Raw genomic sequence first — 16,207 nt, 5'->3', positions numbered from 1 at the left:
TATAATAAATAAGTTCATTATTTTAAACATATGAACTTATAAAAAATAAAAGGGAGGGATTAATGTGTTATGAACTAGAATAGTTGACATATAGCTTTAACAATTGAATTGATATGTGTAAACATATACACTATTGGGAGGAAAAATACTATGTTAAAAGATTTTATTAGCAAAAAAGAGATAATTAAAATTGTTCAAGATTTGGTATCTATTGAAGGACATAAGGATACAGAAATAAAGGAATCAAAGGTTGCAGAATATATTCATGCGTTATTGGATAAGGAAGACATTGAAAATGAGGTAGATATAATAGAGAAAAATAGACCTAATGTATATGGGAAATTACGAGGAAATACTGATGATATAGAATTAATGTTTAATGGACATATCGATACAATACCAGGATTTGATATGGATTATGATGCTTTTAAACCTTTTATAAAGGATGGAAAACTTTATGGTAGAGGGTCTGCTGATATGAAGGGGGGAATAACAGCTATGTTAGCAGCTATAGTAGCTATGAAGAGATCCGGGCAGAAATTAGATAAAACTGTGATGTTTGCAGGAGTAATAGATGAAGAAGAACGTTCTAAAGGTACAGAGAGATTAATAAAGAAAGGCATTAATCCCAAGATGGCAGTAATAGGAGAACCTACGGAATTAAATGTATCTATTGCCCATAAAGGCATGGAATGGATAGAAATTATGTTCAAAGGAAGATCGACTCATGGAAGTAAACCTAAGGAAGGAATCAATGCTATATATACTGCCTCAGAATTTAATCGTTTAATATATGAAGAATTTTCAGAAATATTAGAAAATAGAAAATTTGATTTATTAGGTAATGGAACAGTAAATGTAGGTGTTATAGATGGGGGAGATGATCCTAATATTGTTCCAGATAAATGTGTACTAAAAATAGATAGAAGGTGGCTTCCAAGTGAAACATTAGAATCTGTTCATGAAGAATTAGAGGATTTAGCTAAAAGAGCAGTAGCAAGGACAGGAGGAGAATATGAGATAAGAGCATTAAGAGAATTTACTGCTTCTATGATAAATACTCCCCATAGTATAGATAAGAATCATATATTAGTTAAAGAAGCATTGAAATCTACAGAGAAATTTACTGGAAAAAAGAGAAAACCAGTAGCTTTTCCAGCATGGAGTGATGCTGCATTATTAAGTAATCATGGGTATACAGAGGCTATTATATTAGGACCAGGAAATATAAATCAAGCTCATGCTAATGATGAATTTTGTGATATAGATGAGATATATCAAGCAGCAGAAATATATTTTGATTTGATAGAAAAAATTTGTAAATAGGAGAAAATTTCATGAAAAAATTTAGATTACCTCATACTTATGCATTATTATTTTTTATTATAATTTTTGCAGCAATCCTGACTTATGTAGTGCCAGCAGGAGAATTTGATAGAGAAGAAGATCCAGATACAGAAAGAATATTTGTTGTGCCAGAAAGTTTTCATAAAGTAGAAAGTAATCCAGTAGGACCATTTGATTTATTTAAAGCAATACCTCAAGGAATGGAGAGTGCAGGCTATATAATTTTCTTTGTACTTATGATAGGGGGTTCTTTTGGAATACTTCAATCTACAGGAGCAATAGATGCTGGTATAGGGAAAGCAGTAATTGCTATGAAGGGTAAAGAAAAATTAATTATACCAGTTGTAATGTTTATATTTTCTTTAGCAGGAGCAATGTTAGGTTCAGCAGAAGAGATGTTACCCTTCTATCCAATTGTAATATCTCTTGCCTTAGCATTGGGATTTGATAGTGTTACTGGTACTGCAATGGTACTTTTAGGAGCAGGTGCTGGATTTGCTGGAGCATTTTTAAATCCTTTTACTGTGGGTATAGCTCAAGGTATAGCAGGATTGCCTTTGTTTTCTGGAATAGAATTTAGATTAATAGTTTATGCTGCAATTTTAGGTGTTACAATAATATATGTATATAGATATGCTAGTAAAATACAGAAAAAGCCTGAATTATCTCCTACTTATGAGCAAGATAAGATAAAACAAGAAAATCTTAATATTGATAACTTACCAGAATTTAATACTAGACATAAATTAGTATTAGGGATTTTAGTAGTTGGAATGGGAATATTGGCTTTTGGAGTAATTAAATTAGAATTTTATATAACAGAGCTCACAGCTACTTTTTTAATAATAGGAATATTAGCTGGTATAGCTGGAGGTTTGGGCATAAATGAGATAGGAGAGGAATTTGTAAATGGTGCTAAGGAGTTAGTATATGGAGCTTTGGTAATTGGATTAGCTACATCTATTATGGTAGTATTAGAAGAGGGAAGAATATTAGATACTATAATTAATGGAATGGCTACTCTTGTTCAAGGTTTACCTTCTACATTAAGTGGAATAGGAATGTTTCTCGTTCAAAGTTTAATGAATATATTTGTTCCATCAGGAAGTGGTCAGGCCGCAGTATCTATGCCGATAATGGCACCTATGTCAGATGTTGTTGGGATAACTAGACAAACATCTGTATTAGCGTTTCAATTAGGAGATGGATTTTCAAATGTAATTTCTCCTACATCTGGATATTTTATGGCTGCGATAGCTATAGGTGGTATTACTTGGGAGAAATGGGCAAAATGGATGTTACCATTATTCCTGATTTGGACAGCAATAGGAGCAGTATTTGTAGCATTGTCAGTTATTATTAATTATGGACCATTTTAGTGAGGTGATAATATCAACAGTATTGTAGAGTCAGAGAGAATAGTATTTGTGGAAACAAAGAAAAAAGATTTGGATAGAATTATAGAAATTGAAAGAAATAAGGAAAACAGTAAATATGTATTTTCTTGGTCAAAAGAAAGACATCTTGAAGCTATTAATAGTTCTAGTGAAATTCATATTACTATAAAGCTTAAGGAGGATGATTTAATTGTTGGATATGTATTGCTAAACAATATAGGTGGTGCAGATGAATCTATAGAGTTTAGAAGAATAGCAATCGATAAAAAGGGTAAAGGTTATGGTAGAGAGAGTATAAAATTAATAAAGAAATTAGCTTTTGAAAAAGAGAAATGTCATAGATTATGGTTGGATGTTTATGATGATAATCATAGAGGATTAGCTTTATATTTATCTGAAGGATTTAATATTGAAGGTGTGTTAAGGGAATCAAAAAAGGGTAAAAATGGTTATAGATCATTGATAGTATTATCTATATTAGAACATGAATATAAGATGTAAAAAAAAGAGTAGAATATTCTGCTCTTCTTTTATATAAAATAAAATATAATTGTCTAAAAATTAATAAAATCTATTGTTGATATATTATAAATCAAATTAACATATATTCCACATCTTTTTCCACACAATAACTTGTACTAATTAACAGTAATCCACAAACTTATACACATTATCCACAGATTTCACCTATACTTATTCACATATCCAGAAAAAATTATGTGGATAAAAATTTAAATAAATATTCAATAGGTTGCATAAAATGATATATAATGATATATATTGATAAGATATACGAATATATTAAATAAACATATTGAATTGTATGTTAAAAAATTTTTTTATTGGGTATTAATATAGATAATAAACTTCATAAAATATTTAGTAGTTATCATTTTTGATCGGCTTCGCCGATTACTTCATATAAATTGAAGGGAGTTGAATTTATGGACATTATTATTAGTGGAAAAAATATGCAGGTAACAGAAGGACTTAGAGAAACGGTGAATAGGAAGTTAGACAAGCTAGATAAATTTTTTCAAAAAGGCGCTAGAGTAAAGGTTACGATGACTGTAGAAAAGAATAGACAGATAATAGAGGTAAGTGTTCCCTTTTCAAGTGCTATAATACGTGCAGAGGAAGAAACAGAAGACATGTATACATCTATTGATAAGGTGGTAGATTTATTAGAAAGACAAATTAGAAAGCATAAGACTAAATTAGAAAGAAGAAAAAATAATGGTAGAACTATAAGGTTTGAAAATATTCCAGAATATAAAGAAGATGAAGATGATGAACCTAAAATTGTAAAGACAAAGAAATTTGCAATGAAACCAATGGATGATGAGGAAGCTATATTACAGATGGAATTATTAGGACATAATTTCTTCGTATATAAACATGCAGATACTAATGAAACAAATGTTATATATAAAAGAAAAGATGGAAATTATGGGTTGATTGAACCTGAAATTTAAAATATACTTAAAAGGTGAAGAAAGATTTCTTTACCTTTTACTATGTGAATAAATATATTGTTGGGTTTTTATAATTTCTAAGGTTTATTTATTTTTTGAGTTCAAATTTCTTAACGAATTTTTTCCTTTCATTCACGGGATTTCCTTAACAAAATACTCAAAGCCTTCATTCATTGTTTATATTTTATTATATATTCATAACTACATTGTAATATAAATAATTATTTTTTATAATATTCGTATTTTAATATATATTTATAATTAAATTTTATGGAAAAAAGTGTATAATATTATCTCAAATTTAAAAGAAGGATATTTGATATATATATAGAATTAATAGTAGATAGAGATAGAAAATTCAGGGAGGTTTAGTCAAATGATTTGGATATTTTTAATACTTGCCATTATAGTTGGTTGGCTTAAAGGTGGGAAGTTAAGGAGATTAGGAAATTTAAATTTCAAATATTTAGGTATATTTATATTGGCATTAATTCTTCAATATGTAATAATATTTTTTGGAAATAGTGATATAAAATTAATTTCTGATTATATGGATGAAATCTATATTGCATCCTATATATTATTGTTTATAGGTATTTTAATAAATATTAGAAATATACCTCTAATAATAGTTTTGATAGGAAGTGCATTAAATTTCTTTGTATTTATTATGAATAGTGGAAATATGCCGGTATCAATAAAGGCTTTAGAGTTGGCAGGAATGAGTGAAACCGTGCAATTGCTTCAATCAGGAGAACTTAGGCTATTTACTAGTTTAACAGAGAATATTCATTTTCCTGTATTAGCACAAACTATTGCTATTTCAGAATATTTTCCTTTTCCTGCTGTATTCAGTATAGGAGATTTTTTAATAGCTTTAGGACTATTTGTATTTATAGAAACTTCTATGACTGATAAAGGATTAGATAGAAAAATGAGTTTTGGCTTTGGCAGATAAACAGTATATACTGTTTATCTTTTTTGTTGATTCTTGTCGAATAATGGGACACGAGAACCGTCCCCATGTCCCATTTGTATAGAAAGTCTATTAGTGATAAAATTATAAGATAGGTTAACTATGAAGGGTGGTAAATAAATGAAAAGAATATTTGAAAAAATATTTGGTACGTATAGTAATAGAGAGATAAAGAGACTGAATCCATTGTTGGATAAAATAGAAGCCTTAGAACCAGATATGAAAAAGTTAAATGACAAAGAATTACAAGGGAAAACAAAAGAATTTAAAAATAGATTAGCTAATGGAGAAACATTGGATGATATATTAGTGGAGGCTTTTGCAGTAGTAAGGGAGGCCTCTGTCAGGGTTTTAGGCTTAAGACCATATAGAGTACAATTATTAGGTGGAATAGTCCTTCATGAAGGAAATATTGCTGAGATGAAAACTGGAGAAGGTAAAACATATGTTGCTTCAATGCCTTTATATCTAAATGCTCTGGAAGGAAAGGGAGCTCATTTAGTTACAGTGAATGATTATCTTGCTTCATTCCAAGGGGAAACTATGAGTAAATTATATAATTTTTTGGGTTTAACTACAGGAGTAATAGTTCATGGTCTAAGTGTAGAGGATAGAAGAAAAGCTTATAATGCAGATATTACCTATGGAACTAATAATGAATATGGTTTTGATTACCTAAAAGATAATATGGTTATATATAAAAAGGAAATGGTTCAAAGGGACCTTAATTACGCCGTGATAGATGAGGTAGACAGTATCCTTATAGATGAAGCTAGAACTCCTCTAATAATATCTGGACAGGGAGATAAACCCACAGAATTATATAGAGCTTCTGATAATTTTGCAAGAACATTAAAGGGAAGAGTAATAGAGGAAAGTGAAAAGAAAAAAGATCCATTTGTTCGAGAAATGAAGGAAGAAAAGATGGATTTTACCATAGATGAAAAAGCTAAGACTGTAACATTATCAGAAAAGGGTGTAAAAAAGGCTGAGGATTTCTTTGGAATAGAAAATTTAGCTGATGCAGAAAATATGGAATTAAGTCATCATATAAATCAAGCATTAAAAGCTCAAAATATAATGTTTAAAGATAAGGACTATGTAGTAAAGGATGGAGAAGTAATTATAGTTGATAATTTTACCGGAAGACTTATGTTTGGTAGAAGATACTCTGATGGTCTTCATCAAGCGATAGAGGCTAAGGAAAGTTTAGATGTGAAGAGAGAATCAAAGACTTTAGCCACTATTACATTCCAAAATTTCTTTAGAATGTATAATAAGCTATCCGGAATGACTGGTACTGCTAAAACAGAAGAAGAAGAATTTGAGCATATATATAATATGAATGTAGTAGAGATCCCTACAAATAAACCAGTAATTAGAGAAGATAAATCTGATTTAATATATAAAAGTATAGAAGTGAAGTTTAAAGCTATAGTTGAGGAAATAAAGAAAAGACATTCTAATGGTCAACCAATATTAGTTGGGACTATTAGTATAGAAAATTCCGAGATTTTGAGTAAATTGCTTAAAAAGCAAGGAATAAAACATGAAGTACTAAATGCTAAGCAACATGAGAGGGAGGCAGAGATAGTAGCTCAGGCAGGAAGGTATGGTGCAGTTACTATAGCTACAAATATGGCTGGTCGTGGTACTGATATTGTTTTAGGAGGTAATCCTGAATTTATGGCTAAGTCAGCGATGAAGAAAAAAGGTTATTCAGATCGTATAATAGCCTTAGCAGATAGTCATATAGATAGAGATGATGAGGAAGTAATTGCAGCAAAAGAAGTATATAATAAACTTCTTCAAAAGTATAAAGAAGAGACTAAAGATGAACAAAATAATGTATTAGAAGCTGGAGGACTTCATATAATAGGTACAGAGCGACATGAATCAAGACGTATTGACAATCAGTTAAGGGGACGTTCTGGTCGTCAAGGAGATCCTGGATCATCTTTATTCTTTATATCATTAGAAGATGATTTAATGAGGTTGTTTGGTAGTGAAAGAATGAAAGGAATAGTAGATTCATTAGGCATGCCTGATGATGAACCCTTAGAACATAAACTATTAAATAAGTCCATTGAATCTGCTCAGAGGAAGGTAGAGAGTAAGAACTTTTCTATTAGAAAACATGTATTACAATATGATGATGTAATGAATAAGCAAAGAGAAGTAATATATGAGCAGAGAAAAAAGGTGCTTGAAGGAGAGAACATGAGAGATTATGTTCAAGGTATGGTAAATGAGACAATTGATGGTGTAGTTGATATATATACGACTAATAGCAAGTATCCAGAAGAATGGGATTATCAAGGTATAGAAGACTATTTATTACCTATATTTCTTTCTGAAGAAGGTCTTCAAATAGACGATAAAGAGTCTTTGACTAAAGAAGACTTGTGTGAAATGTTAAAAGAAATAGCCAAAGGAAAATATGAAGCGAAGGAAAAGGAAGTAGGGGAAGAACAGTTAAGAGAATTGGAGAGAGTTGTACTTCTTAAGGTAGTAGATAGAAAATGGATGGATCATATAGATGCAATGGATCAATTAAGACAGGGCATTAATCTTAGAGCTATGGGAAATGAAGACCCAGTAAGAGCATATCAAGTAGAAGGTTTTGATATGTTTAATGAAATGATAAAAAATATTCAGTTGGATACAGTAAAACATTTATATAACTTACAACCAGCGGAGAAAATAGAAAGAGAAAGAGTAGCTAAAGTTACTAGTTCTAGTCATGGTAATAAAGAGAATCAAGTACAAAAAACTGTAGTTAAAGGCAAAAAAATAGGTAGAAATGATCCTTGTCCCTGTGGCAGTGGTAAGAAATATAAAAAATGTTGTGGTAGATAGGAGAGATTAAATGTTAGAGTTAGAAAAGTATAATGGAGTAGTTGACTCTTTTAGAAAGAAACTTGATGAGGTAGGTGTGTCTCTTTGACTTACCTTCTTTAAAGAAACGATTAGAAGAATTTGAAGAGAAAATGTCGAAATCAGATTTTTGGGATGATAATGTTAAAGCTCAAGAAATAATACAAAAATCTAATGAGGCAAAAGAAAAGTTAGATGAATATAAAAATTTATCAGAAGAGATAGATGATTTAGAAGTATTGTTAATATTAGTTGAAGAAGAAGAAGAAAAGAACTTATTAGCTGATATAGAAGCAAAAAGAAAAGAAATAGAGAATCGTTTGGAAGAATTTAGGATAAAGACACTGTTAAATGGTGATTATGACAGTAATAATGCAATACTTTCTATACATCCAGGAGCAGGAGGGGTAGAAGCTCAGGATTGGGCTGAAATGCTTTTGAGAATGTATAATAGATGGGCAGAAAGAAAGGGGTATAAAATAAGTACTTTAGATATACTTCCCGATACAGAGGCTGGTATAAAATCTGTAACTCTTTCTATAGAGGGAAAGAATGCCTATGGATATCTTAAGAGTGAAAAAGGGGTTCATCGCTTAGTTAGAATATCTCCATTTGATTCTTCTGGAAGAAGACATACTTCATTCGCATCAGTGGATGTTATTCCCGAATTAGATGATGATGTGGAAATTGAAATAAGTAATAGTGATATTAGAATAGACACATATAGAGCTAGTGGAGCAGGAGGACAACATGTAAATACTACAGATTCTGCTATAAGGATAACTCATATACCCACTGGAGTGGTAGTACAGTGTCAGAATGAAAGATCTCAACATAGTAATAAGGCTACAGCGATGAAAATGTTGCAGGCTAAACTTATTGAGATTAAAGAAATGGAACAAAAGGAAAAAATAGAAGATATCCAAGGTAATTATAATCAGATAGCTTGGGGTTCACAGATAAGATCTTATATATTTCATCCGTATAATTTAGTAAAGGATCATAGAACTAATGTAGAAGAAGGAAATACGGATAAGGTAATGAATGGAGATATAGATAAATTTATAAATGAATATTTAAAATACAAAAAATGAGACTAGAGGACTAAGCCTTTAGTCTTATTTTTGTATTTATTCAAGTTATTTCGATAAAATAATTAGATTTAAAAAAAAGAAAGAAGGATTAACAGAAAATTTATAGAATTCTTAATAGAACGAAAATTATAGACATTATAGGTTAGGGGGTATGCAATTGAATGATGGGATGAAAAAGAAATTTTTTAAACTTAAAGGTGTGAAGAAAAATATTCAAAAGAGTAAAAAGAATTTTAAGTTTCTTAAAAAGTTAAAAGAGAAAAAGGACATATTCAAACAAGAAAATAAAGGACTCTTTAAAATTAAAAGGAATAAAGAGTCCAAGAAGGATAATAGGGATGGAGATGAAACATTTAGTACAAAACATAAGATAAGAAATCAGTTAATAGGAATTGTTCTTGTATTAGCATTAATACCAATGTTAATAGTCGGAATTATTAATTATCGATTTGAAAAAACAAACATGATGGATATGGTTAAAGAATCTAATTTAACAATTGCAAAATCTATATCAAATCAAGTGAATTATATGATAACTAATTCATTTTCTGCTGTGGAAGCATTATCATTATCTAATGATTTTACAGAAATGGAAAAGCAGGATATAGCAAATAAGATAAGAAGGGTAAGAGATGAAAATGAAGCCATAGAGGATATTTATGTCATAGATACAGAGGGAGATTTAATACAGGGAACTAAAGAAATGAGTCAAAATTTATCGAATGAATTATATTTTGTAAAGGCAAAGAGTGGTGAAAGATATGTGTCTGATTCATTCATAGATGAAGCGACTAGTAAGCCTGGGGTAATGATATCTCTTCCTATGGAGAATTTAATAGGAAAGACTAAAGGAGTTATTGCTGCTAAATTAGATGTGAATGAATTAAGTAATATATCTGAATCTCAAAAGATTGGAGATACCGGTTTAGCATATATAGTGGATAGAACAGGTATTGTTATTGGACATAAAGATTTTGAAAATAAGGTCTTAAATAGGCATAATGCTTCTGATAACGGTAATCATGGAGCAATAAAAGCTACTGATGGAAATACTGATGTAGCTACTTATGAAAATGAAAATAATGAGGAAGTTATAGGTGCTTATACAAATGTAGAATTTACTGATTGGGGAATAGTTGTAGAGCAAGATGTATCAGAAATAGAAGAAAATGCAGCGGCGGCGCTTAAAAGAACCAGTATAATAACCCTTATAGCAGGATTAATAATAGCTATATTAACATCAGTAATAGCAAGGGTGTTTGCAAAGCCAATTATAAGTTTAGCAAAAAGTGCCCATAGAATTAAAGAAGGAGATATGACCGAAAAAATAAAGACAACATCTAAGAATGAAATAGGTCTATTACAAGGATCTTTTGGAAATATGGTAGATTCTCTTACAAGAGTCATTAAAAAAGTAAATATTGCTTCAAATAATGTAAAAGATTCGATAAAAGAGTTAAAAGAACGTTCAGATCTTACAGTAAAGGCATCAGAAGAAATTTCATCAGTAGCACAACAGGTTTCAGCAGGAGCGGAAAATCAGATAGAAAGTGTTGAAAATTCTACTCAAATTATTGGAAATATGTCAGAGGAGATGAAAGATGTAGAAAATAGAGTTAAAGATATTAAAGAAGCGTCATTACAAGCTACAGATATGGCATATAAGGGAACTATACATATAAATGATGCTCAGACAGCTATATCTAATATAGTTGAGAAAGTAGAAAATGCTTCAGTTCAAATATCTGAATTAACAGGTGAAATGAAAGAAATAGGAAAAATAATAACATTTATAGATAATATATCAAATCAAACTAATCTCCTAGCCCTTAATGCAGCAATTGAAGCAGCAAGAGCAGGAGAAGCCGGTAGAGGATTTACAGTAGTAGCTGATGAAATAAGAAAATTAGCCGAGCAAACAGGAAATGCATCCAAGGATATAGTGAATATTCTTAATAATATACAAAAAGAAACAGAATATGTTACTACATCAATGGATGATAGCATTGTAGAAGTAAATAAGGGAACAGAAGTAATTAATAAGGCTACAGATTCTTTTGAAAATATTAAAGAAGAAACTAATAGAGTAAATGAGATAGTAGAAAAATTCTCTAGTATAGTAGAGGGATTAACTAAAGGTATGAAGGAAGTAGAAAAAAGTGTAAATATAGTAAGTGCAGTATCTCAGGAAACTGGAGCTGGAACTCAAACAGTTTTAGCCAGTGCAGAAGAACAACAATCAGCAATCGAGCATGTTGAAGAATTAGCAGATAAATTAGATGAAATGGCAGATGAATTAGTCGATATAGTTAAGGAATTTAAGATAGAATAGGAAAATCGAGGATTTAATCCTCGATTTTTTGTATATTTTCTTGACAAATTTATATAAAAAGTATAAAATGAAAATAAGAAACTGGTACGCACAACATCATGAGTGAAATGGGTGGTTAAATGACACTTTTAAGTAAGGATAATAAAATTCCTTTATATTATCAATTATATGATATCATTGTTAATCAAATAGAATCTAGGGTATATAATGAACATGATAAATTACCCTCTGAAAGAGAACTATGTGATGAATATGATATCAGTAGAGCTACAGTAAGAAAGGCAATGAATGAATTAGAAAAGAAGGGCTATATTTATAAAAAGCATGGAAAAGGAATATTTGTATCTGATCATGCTTTTAAACAAGATTTGTTAGAATTTTATAGTTTTACGGAAGAAATGAAGAAGATAGGTAAAGAACCTTCTTCAGAAGTTATAGATTTTGGAATTGTAGATACTACTGAAAAATTATCTAGAAAGCTTAATTGTCATATAGAGAGTAGACTATATAAATTTACAAGGATAAGATTGGCAGATAATGAGCCAATGATGTTAGAAACAACTTATTTGCCTCAAGAAAGATTTCCTAGTTTAACCAATGAAGAATTAGAAAACAAGGCTATGTATGATATCTTTAGAGATAAATATGGAGTAACATTTTCTAAGGCTGAAGAAAGGTTTAGACCAGTAATTACCAGAAAAAATGAGGCTGAATTATTAGATATAAATAAAAAAATTCCTAGTATGATGATTGAAAGATATACTTATGAGAAAGATAATATAATAGAATATACTGTAGGTATTGCTAGAGGAGATAAGTTTGAATTTAGAGTTATATTAAAAAAATAAATTTTTTTAATATAACTGGTAATGATGACATGTTATCGGTATAAGGAGGTAAAAAGATGAATAATAATATTAATAAATATGTTACTGGAAGGGAAATATATCATCAACCTGAAGTTTGGAAGAAAACATTTAAAATAATAGAGGATAAAAAGAAAGAATTAGAGATCTTTTTAGAAGACATTATAAATGTTGAAAATATAAGAATTATATTCACAGGAGCAGGTACTTCAGGATTTATAGGAGATACAGTAGTACCTTATATAAAGAACAAATTTTCTAATCTAGATGTAGAATCTGTTCATACTACAGATATAGTGAGTCATCCTGAAACTTATTTTAAAAGTAATATTCCTATATTATTAATATCCTTTGCAAGATCAGGAAATAGTCCTGAAAGTGTGGCTACAGTAAAATTAGCTGAAGATTTGATTGATAATCTTTATCAGATTGTATTTACTTGTAATTTAGAGGGAGAATTGGCTAAGAATATAGATAAAGCTAAAAATAAACTAATATTATTGCCAGAAGAGTCTAATGATAAAGGTTTTGCTATGACTAGTAGTTATACATCTATGGTGTTAGCTTCATTACTCTTTTTTAGTATTGATGAAATTGAATACTTGAAAAGAAATATTTATAAGGTATTTGATTTAGGGATTAAAGCTTTAGAAAATACTGAAACAATCGAAAAAATAGCAAGTATAAGCTTTAATAAAATAATTTATTTAGGGACAAATTCCTTTTATGGTTTAGCTAGAGAATCTTCTCTTAAATTATTAGAACTTACAGCAGGAAAAATCGTTACTAGATATGATAGTCCTTTAGGATTTAGACATGGTCCTAAATCTATAGTTGATGATGAAACTTTAATAGTAATATTTCTATCAAGAAATGATTATTCAAGAAAATATGAATATGATTTAATAAGGGAGTTATCTTTAGAGGAAGGAAGGCATAAAGTATTAGTTATATCAGAAACATTAGATAAATCTATAGAAGGATTAAGTGACTATTATATTTATTTAAGTGATGAGGAATTAAGTATTGATGAAAGGTTTAATTCTATAAACTATATTATTTATCCTCAAATTCTTGGACTATTAGAATCTATTAAGTTAGGTATAAATCCAGATAATCCAAGTCCTGAAGGTAGTGTGAATAGGGTAGTACAAGGGGTAAAAATTTATCCCTATGATAAATAAAAACTTAAAGTATGTAAGGAGGAATTTATATGCCAAATATTTTATTAACAAGAATCGATAATAGACTTATCCATGGCCAAGTGGGAGTTACATGGACTAATCACTTGGGAGCAAATTTAGTATTAGTAGCTAATGATGATGTAGCTAAAGATCAAGTAAGACAGGACTTAATGGATATGGTACTTCCAGATACAGTTGGAACAAGATTTTTTACATTGCAAAAAACTATAGATGTAATTCATAAGGCAGCAGATAGACAAAAGATATTTATAGTATGTAAAACTCCACAAGATGTTTTAACTTTAGTAGAAGGAGGAGCTCCTATTGATAAAGTTAATGTAGGTAATATGCACTATGAAGAGGGTAAGGAGCAAATTACTTCAACAGTATCTATTGACGATAAAGATAAAGAGACATTTAAAAAATTAAATGAACTAGGAGTAGAATTAGATATAAGAAGAGTACCCGATGAAAGAGGAAAGGACATGATGTCTTTCATTTAAAATTCATGAAAAGGTTTTTATAAATAAATTTAAAGGAGGAAAAATAATGTTTATTAAAGCTTTACTTATAGCACTATGGGCTGGAATAACTGGGATAGATAACTTTAATGGATTAACTCATATTCATAGACCATTAGTGACTGGTTTAATAGTAGGTTTAATATTAGGTGATATTCAAACAGGATTAATTACCGGTGGTATGCTGGAATTAGTTTGGATGGGAATGGCACCATTAGCAGGAGCACAACCACCTAATGTAGTAATAGGAGGTATTATCGGAGCTTCCTTTGCTATTTTAGCAAATCAAGAACCAAATGTAGCAGTAGGAATTGCAGTTCCTTTTGCCGTAGCAGCACAAGCAGGTATTACATTACTATTTACAGCATTTTCACCAGTTATGCATAAAGCTGATAAATATGCAGAAGAAGCTAATTTAAAAGGTATTGATAAAATCAATTATCTAGGACTTGCAATTTTATTTGTATCTTATTTTATAGTTGCATTTTTACCAATTTACTTTGGAGCAGATACTGCAGAAGCTATGGTAAGTAAGTTACCTCAAACATTTATTGATGGTTTATCAGTAGCCGGAGGTATGATGCCAGCAGTAGGATTTGCAATGTTACTAAAGATTATGTTAAAAAAAGAATACACTGGATTCCTTATTTTAGGATTTGTATTAGTGGCATACTTGGAATTACCTGTACTAGCTGTAGCTCTTTTAGGTACTACTATAGCCTTATATGATTTCTACAATAATAAAAATAAAGATAATACACCACCACCAGCAAATTCAAATGAGGGGGTTGTGAATGATGGCATCTAAAGATATAAATAATCCACAAATAAATAATACTCAATATAAAGATGAGAGTGGGGAAAAGGTTTTAACTAAGAAAGATTTAAATAAAATGGCATGGAGATCCTTATTTTTACAGGCTTCATTTAATTATGAAAGAATGCAAGCAGCTGGATGGCTATTTAGTATGGCTCCTGCTTTAAAGAAGATACACAAGAAGAAGGAAGATTTATCAAAATCAATGAAGGTGCATATGGAATTCTTTAATACCCATCCTTTCCTTGTAACATTTATTATGGGAATAATAGCTGCTATGGAGGAAAATAAGAGCGATACAGAAACTATAAGAGGTGTAAAGGTTGCAACAATGGGTCCCCTTGGTGGTATTGGAGATGCACTATTCTGGTTGACATTATTACCTATTAGTGCAGGAATAGGTGCATCTTTAGCAATAGATGGTAGTATAGCTGGACCTATAATTTTCTTAATTATGTTTAATATAGTTCATTTCGCATTGAGATTTGGATTAATGCATTATGGGTATAGGACTGGAGTTAATTCTGTAAGTATGATTAAGGAAAATACTAAGCTAGTTTCTAGAGCAGCAAGTATATTAGGCTTATCTGTTGTAGGTGGATTAATAGCTTCTTATATTGGTTTAGAAACAACAGCAGTAATAAATGCAGGGGAAGCTAGGGTTGCATTACAGGCAGATGTATTGGATCAAATAATGCCAAAGATGCTTCCATTAGGATATGCATTATTGATGTACTTCTTGCTTAAGAAAAATTGGTCACCTATAAAATTAATAGGAATAACAGTAGTTATAGGTGTTGCAGGAAAATATTTAGGAATACTTTAATCAAATATGGAAGACCTTAAGGTCTTCCATATTTTAAATCATGGATAACTGGAGGTATATGTATGACAGGAATAATTATAGCAGGACATGGAAATTTTGCATCAGGTATGTATTCTGTGATTAAGCTTGTAGCCGGAGAACAAGAAAATTTAGAAGTTGTAGATTTTTTAGAAGGAGATTCTACAGAAGATTTAAAGGAAAAAATGATTAAAGAATTGGATAAAATTAATGAAGAAGAATGTTTATTTTTTACAGACATCCCAGGAGGTTCTCCATTTAAGACGGCAGTAGAGATTTCCATGGAGAGAGAAGGCTGTGAAGTAATATCAGGAAGTAATGTGCCTATGATCATGGAAATATTGTTTGATAGAGATGGTTCAAATATAGAAGAATTAAAGGAAAGAGCAATGGAAACAGGTAAGAATCAAATTAAATCCTTCGAATTGAGAAAAAATAGAGATAAAAAAGAAAATATTGATGAAGGAATATAGGGTG

Annotated in this window: 14 protein-coding genes; all 14 read left to right on the top strand. The window is 30.1% G+C overall.

Annotated features, from left to right (window positions below):
• The first annotated feature begins 150 nt into the window (after nucleotides 1–150).
• Nucleotides 151–1,326 (top strand): M20 family metallopeptidase, encoded by a 1,176-nt coding sequence (locus GOQ29_RS09110; RefSeq protein WP_203372337.1) that lies wholly within the window; start codon nucleotides 151–153, stop codon nucleotides 1,324–1,326.
• A gap of 11 nt (nucleotides 1,327–1,337) precedes the next feature.
• Complete coding sequence (locus tag GOQ29_RS09105) at nucleotides 1,338–2,726, top strand: YfcC family protein (RefSeq protein WP_203372336.1); 1,389 nt, start codon at nucleotides 1,338–1,340, stop codon at nucleotides 2,724–2,726.
• A gap of 48 nt (nucleotides 2,727–2,774) precedes the next feature.
• Nucleotides 2,775–3,245 carry a GNAT family N-acetyltransferase gene (locus tag GOQ29_RS09100; RefSeq protein WP_203372335.1) on the top strand — a complete coding sequence of 157 codons (471 nt, stop codon included), beginning with the start codon at nucleotides 2,775–2,777 and terminating at the stop codon, nucleotides 3,243–3,245.
• Between the two features lie 443 nt (nucleotides 3,246–3,688).
• Nucleotides 3,689–4,219 carry a ribosome hibernation-promoting factor, HPF/YfiA family gene (gene hpf, locus GOQ29_RS09095; RefSeq protein ID WP_203372334.1) on the top strand — a complete coding sequence of 177 codons (531 nt, stop codon included), beginning with the start codon at nucleotides 3,689–3,691 and terminating at the stop codon, nucleotides 4,217–4,219.
• A gap of 376 nt (nucleotides 4,220–4,595) precedes the next feature.
• On the top strand, nucleotides 4,596–5,177 hold the full coding sequence (locus tag GOQ29_RS09090) for a DUF5317 domain-containing protein (RefSeq protein ID WP_203372333.1): 582 nt from the start codon (nucleotides 4,596–4,598) through the stop codon (nucleotides 5,175–5,177).
• A gap of 138 nt (nucleotides 5,178–5,315) precedes the next feature.
• Nucleotides 5,316–8,054, top strand: a complete 2,739-nt coding sequence (gene secA / locus GOQ29_RS09085) for a preprotein translocase subunit SecA (RefSeq protein ID WP_203372332.1) — start codon at nucleotides 5,316–5,318, stop codon at nucleotides 8,052–8,054.
• Nucleotides 8,055–8,064: 10 nt separating this feature from the next.
• Nucleotides 8,065–9,166, top strand: a protein-coding gene (prfB, locus tag GOQ29_RS09080; protein ID WP_203372331.1) for a peptide chain release factor 2 whose coding sequence is annotated in 2 segments (ribosomal slippage) — nucleotides 8,065–8,139 and nucleotides 8,141–9,166 — 1,101 coding nt in all. Because the reading frame shifts where the segments join, the coding sequence is not laid out codon by codon here.
• A gap of 157 nt (nucleotides 9,167–9,323) precedes the next feature.
• A complete protein-coding gene (locus GOQ29_RS09075; protein ID WP_203372330.1) occupies nucleotides 9,324–11,498 on the top strand; it encodes a methyl-accepting chemotaxis protein in 2,175 nt (724 codons plus the stop codon).
• A 119-nt stretch (nucleotides 11,499–11,617) separates the two neighbouring features.
• Nucleotides 11,618–12,346, top strand: a complete 729-nt coding sequence (locus tag GOQ29_RS09070) for a GntR family transcriptional regulator (protein ID WP_203372329.1) — start codon at nucleotides 11,618–11,620, stop codon at nucleotides 12,344–12,346.
• Nucleotides 12,347–12,402: 56 nt separating this feature from the next.
• Nucleotides 12,403–13,548, top strand: coding sequence for an SIS domain-containing protein (locus GOQ29_RS09065; protein WP_203372328.1), 1,146 nt, complete (start codon nucleotides 12,403–12,405; stop codon nucleotides 13,546–13,548).
• Nucleotides 13,549–13,577: 29 nt separating this feature from the next.
• Nucleotides 13,578–14,051 carry a PTS N-acetylgalactosamine transporter subunit IIB gene (agaV, locus tag GOQ29_RS09060; RefSeq protein ID WP_203372327.1) on the top strand — a complete coding sequence of 158 codons (474 nt, stop codon included), beginning with the start codon at nucleotides 13,578–13,580 and terminating at the stop codon, nucleotides 14,049–14,051.
• A 46-nt stretch (nucleotides 14,052–14,097) separates the two neighbouring features.
• Nucleotides 14,098–14,877, top strand: a complete 780-nt coding sequence (agaW, locus tag GOQ29_RS09055; RefSeq protein WP_203372326.1) for a PTS N-acetylgalactosamine transporter subunit IIC — start codon at nucleotides 14,098–14,100, stop codon at nucleotides 14,875–14,877.
• Entirely contained in the window at nucleotides 14,864–15,712 is an 849-nt protein-coding gene (locus GOQ29_RS09050; RefSeq protein ID WP_484477078.1) for a PTS system mannose/fructose/sorbose family transporter subunit IID, read from the top strand. Before agaW ends, GOQ29_RS09050 begins: the two co-directional genes overlap by 14 nt.
• 62 nt (nucleotides 15,713–15,774) lie before the next feature.
• Entirely contained in the window at nucleotides 15,775–16,203 is a 429-nt protein-coding gene (gene agaF, locus GOQ29_RS09045; protein WP_203372325.1) for a PTS galactosamine/N-acetylgalactosamine transporter subunit IIA, read from the top strand.
• The last annotated feature ends 4 nt before the right edge of the window (nucleotides 16,204–16,207 follow it).

Source organism: Anaeromonas gelatinilytica, from assembly GCF_016820635.1.
Lineage (GTDB): Bacteria > Bacillota > Clostridia > Tissierellales > SIT17 > Anaeromonas > Anaeromonas gelatinilytica.
This window is presented reverse-complemented; position numbering and strand designations above follow the sequence as displayed.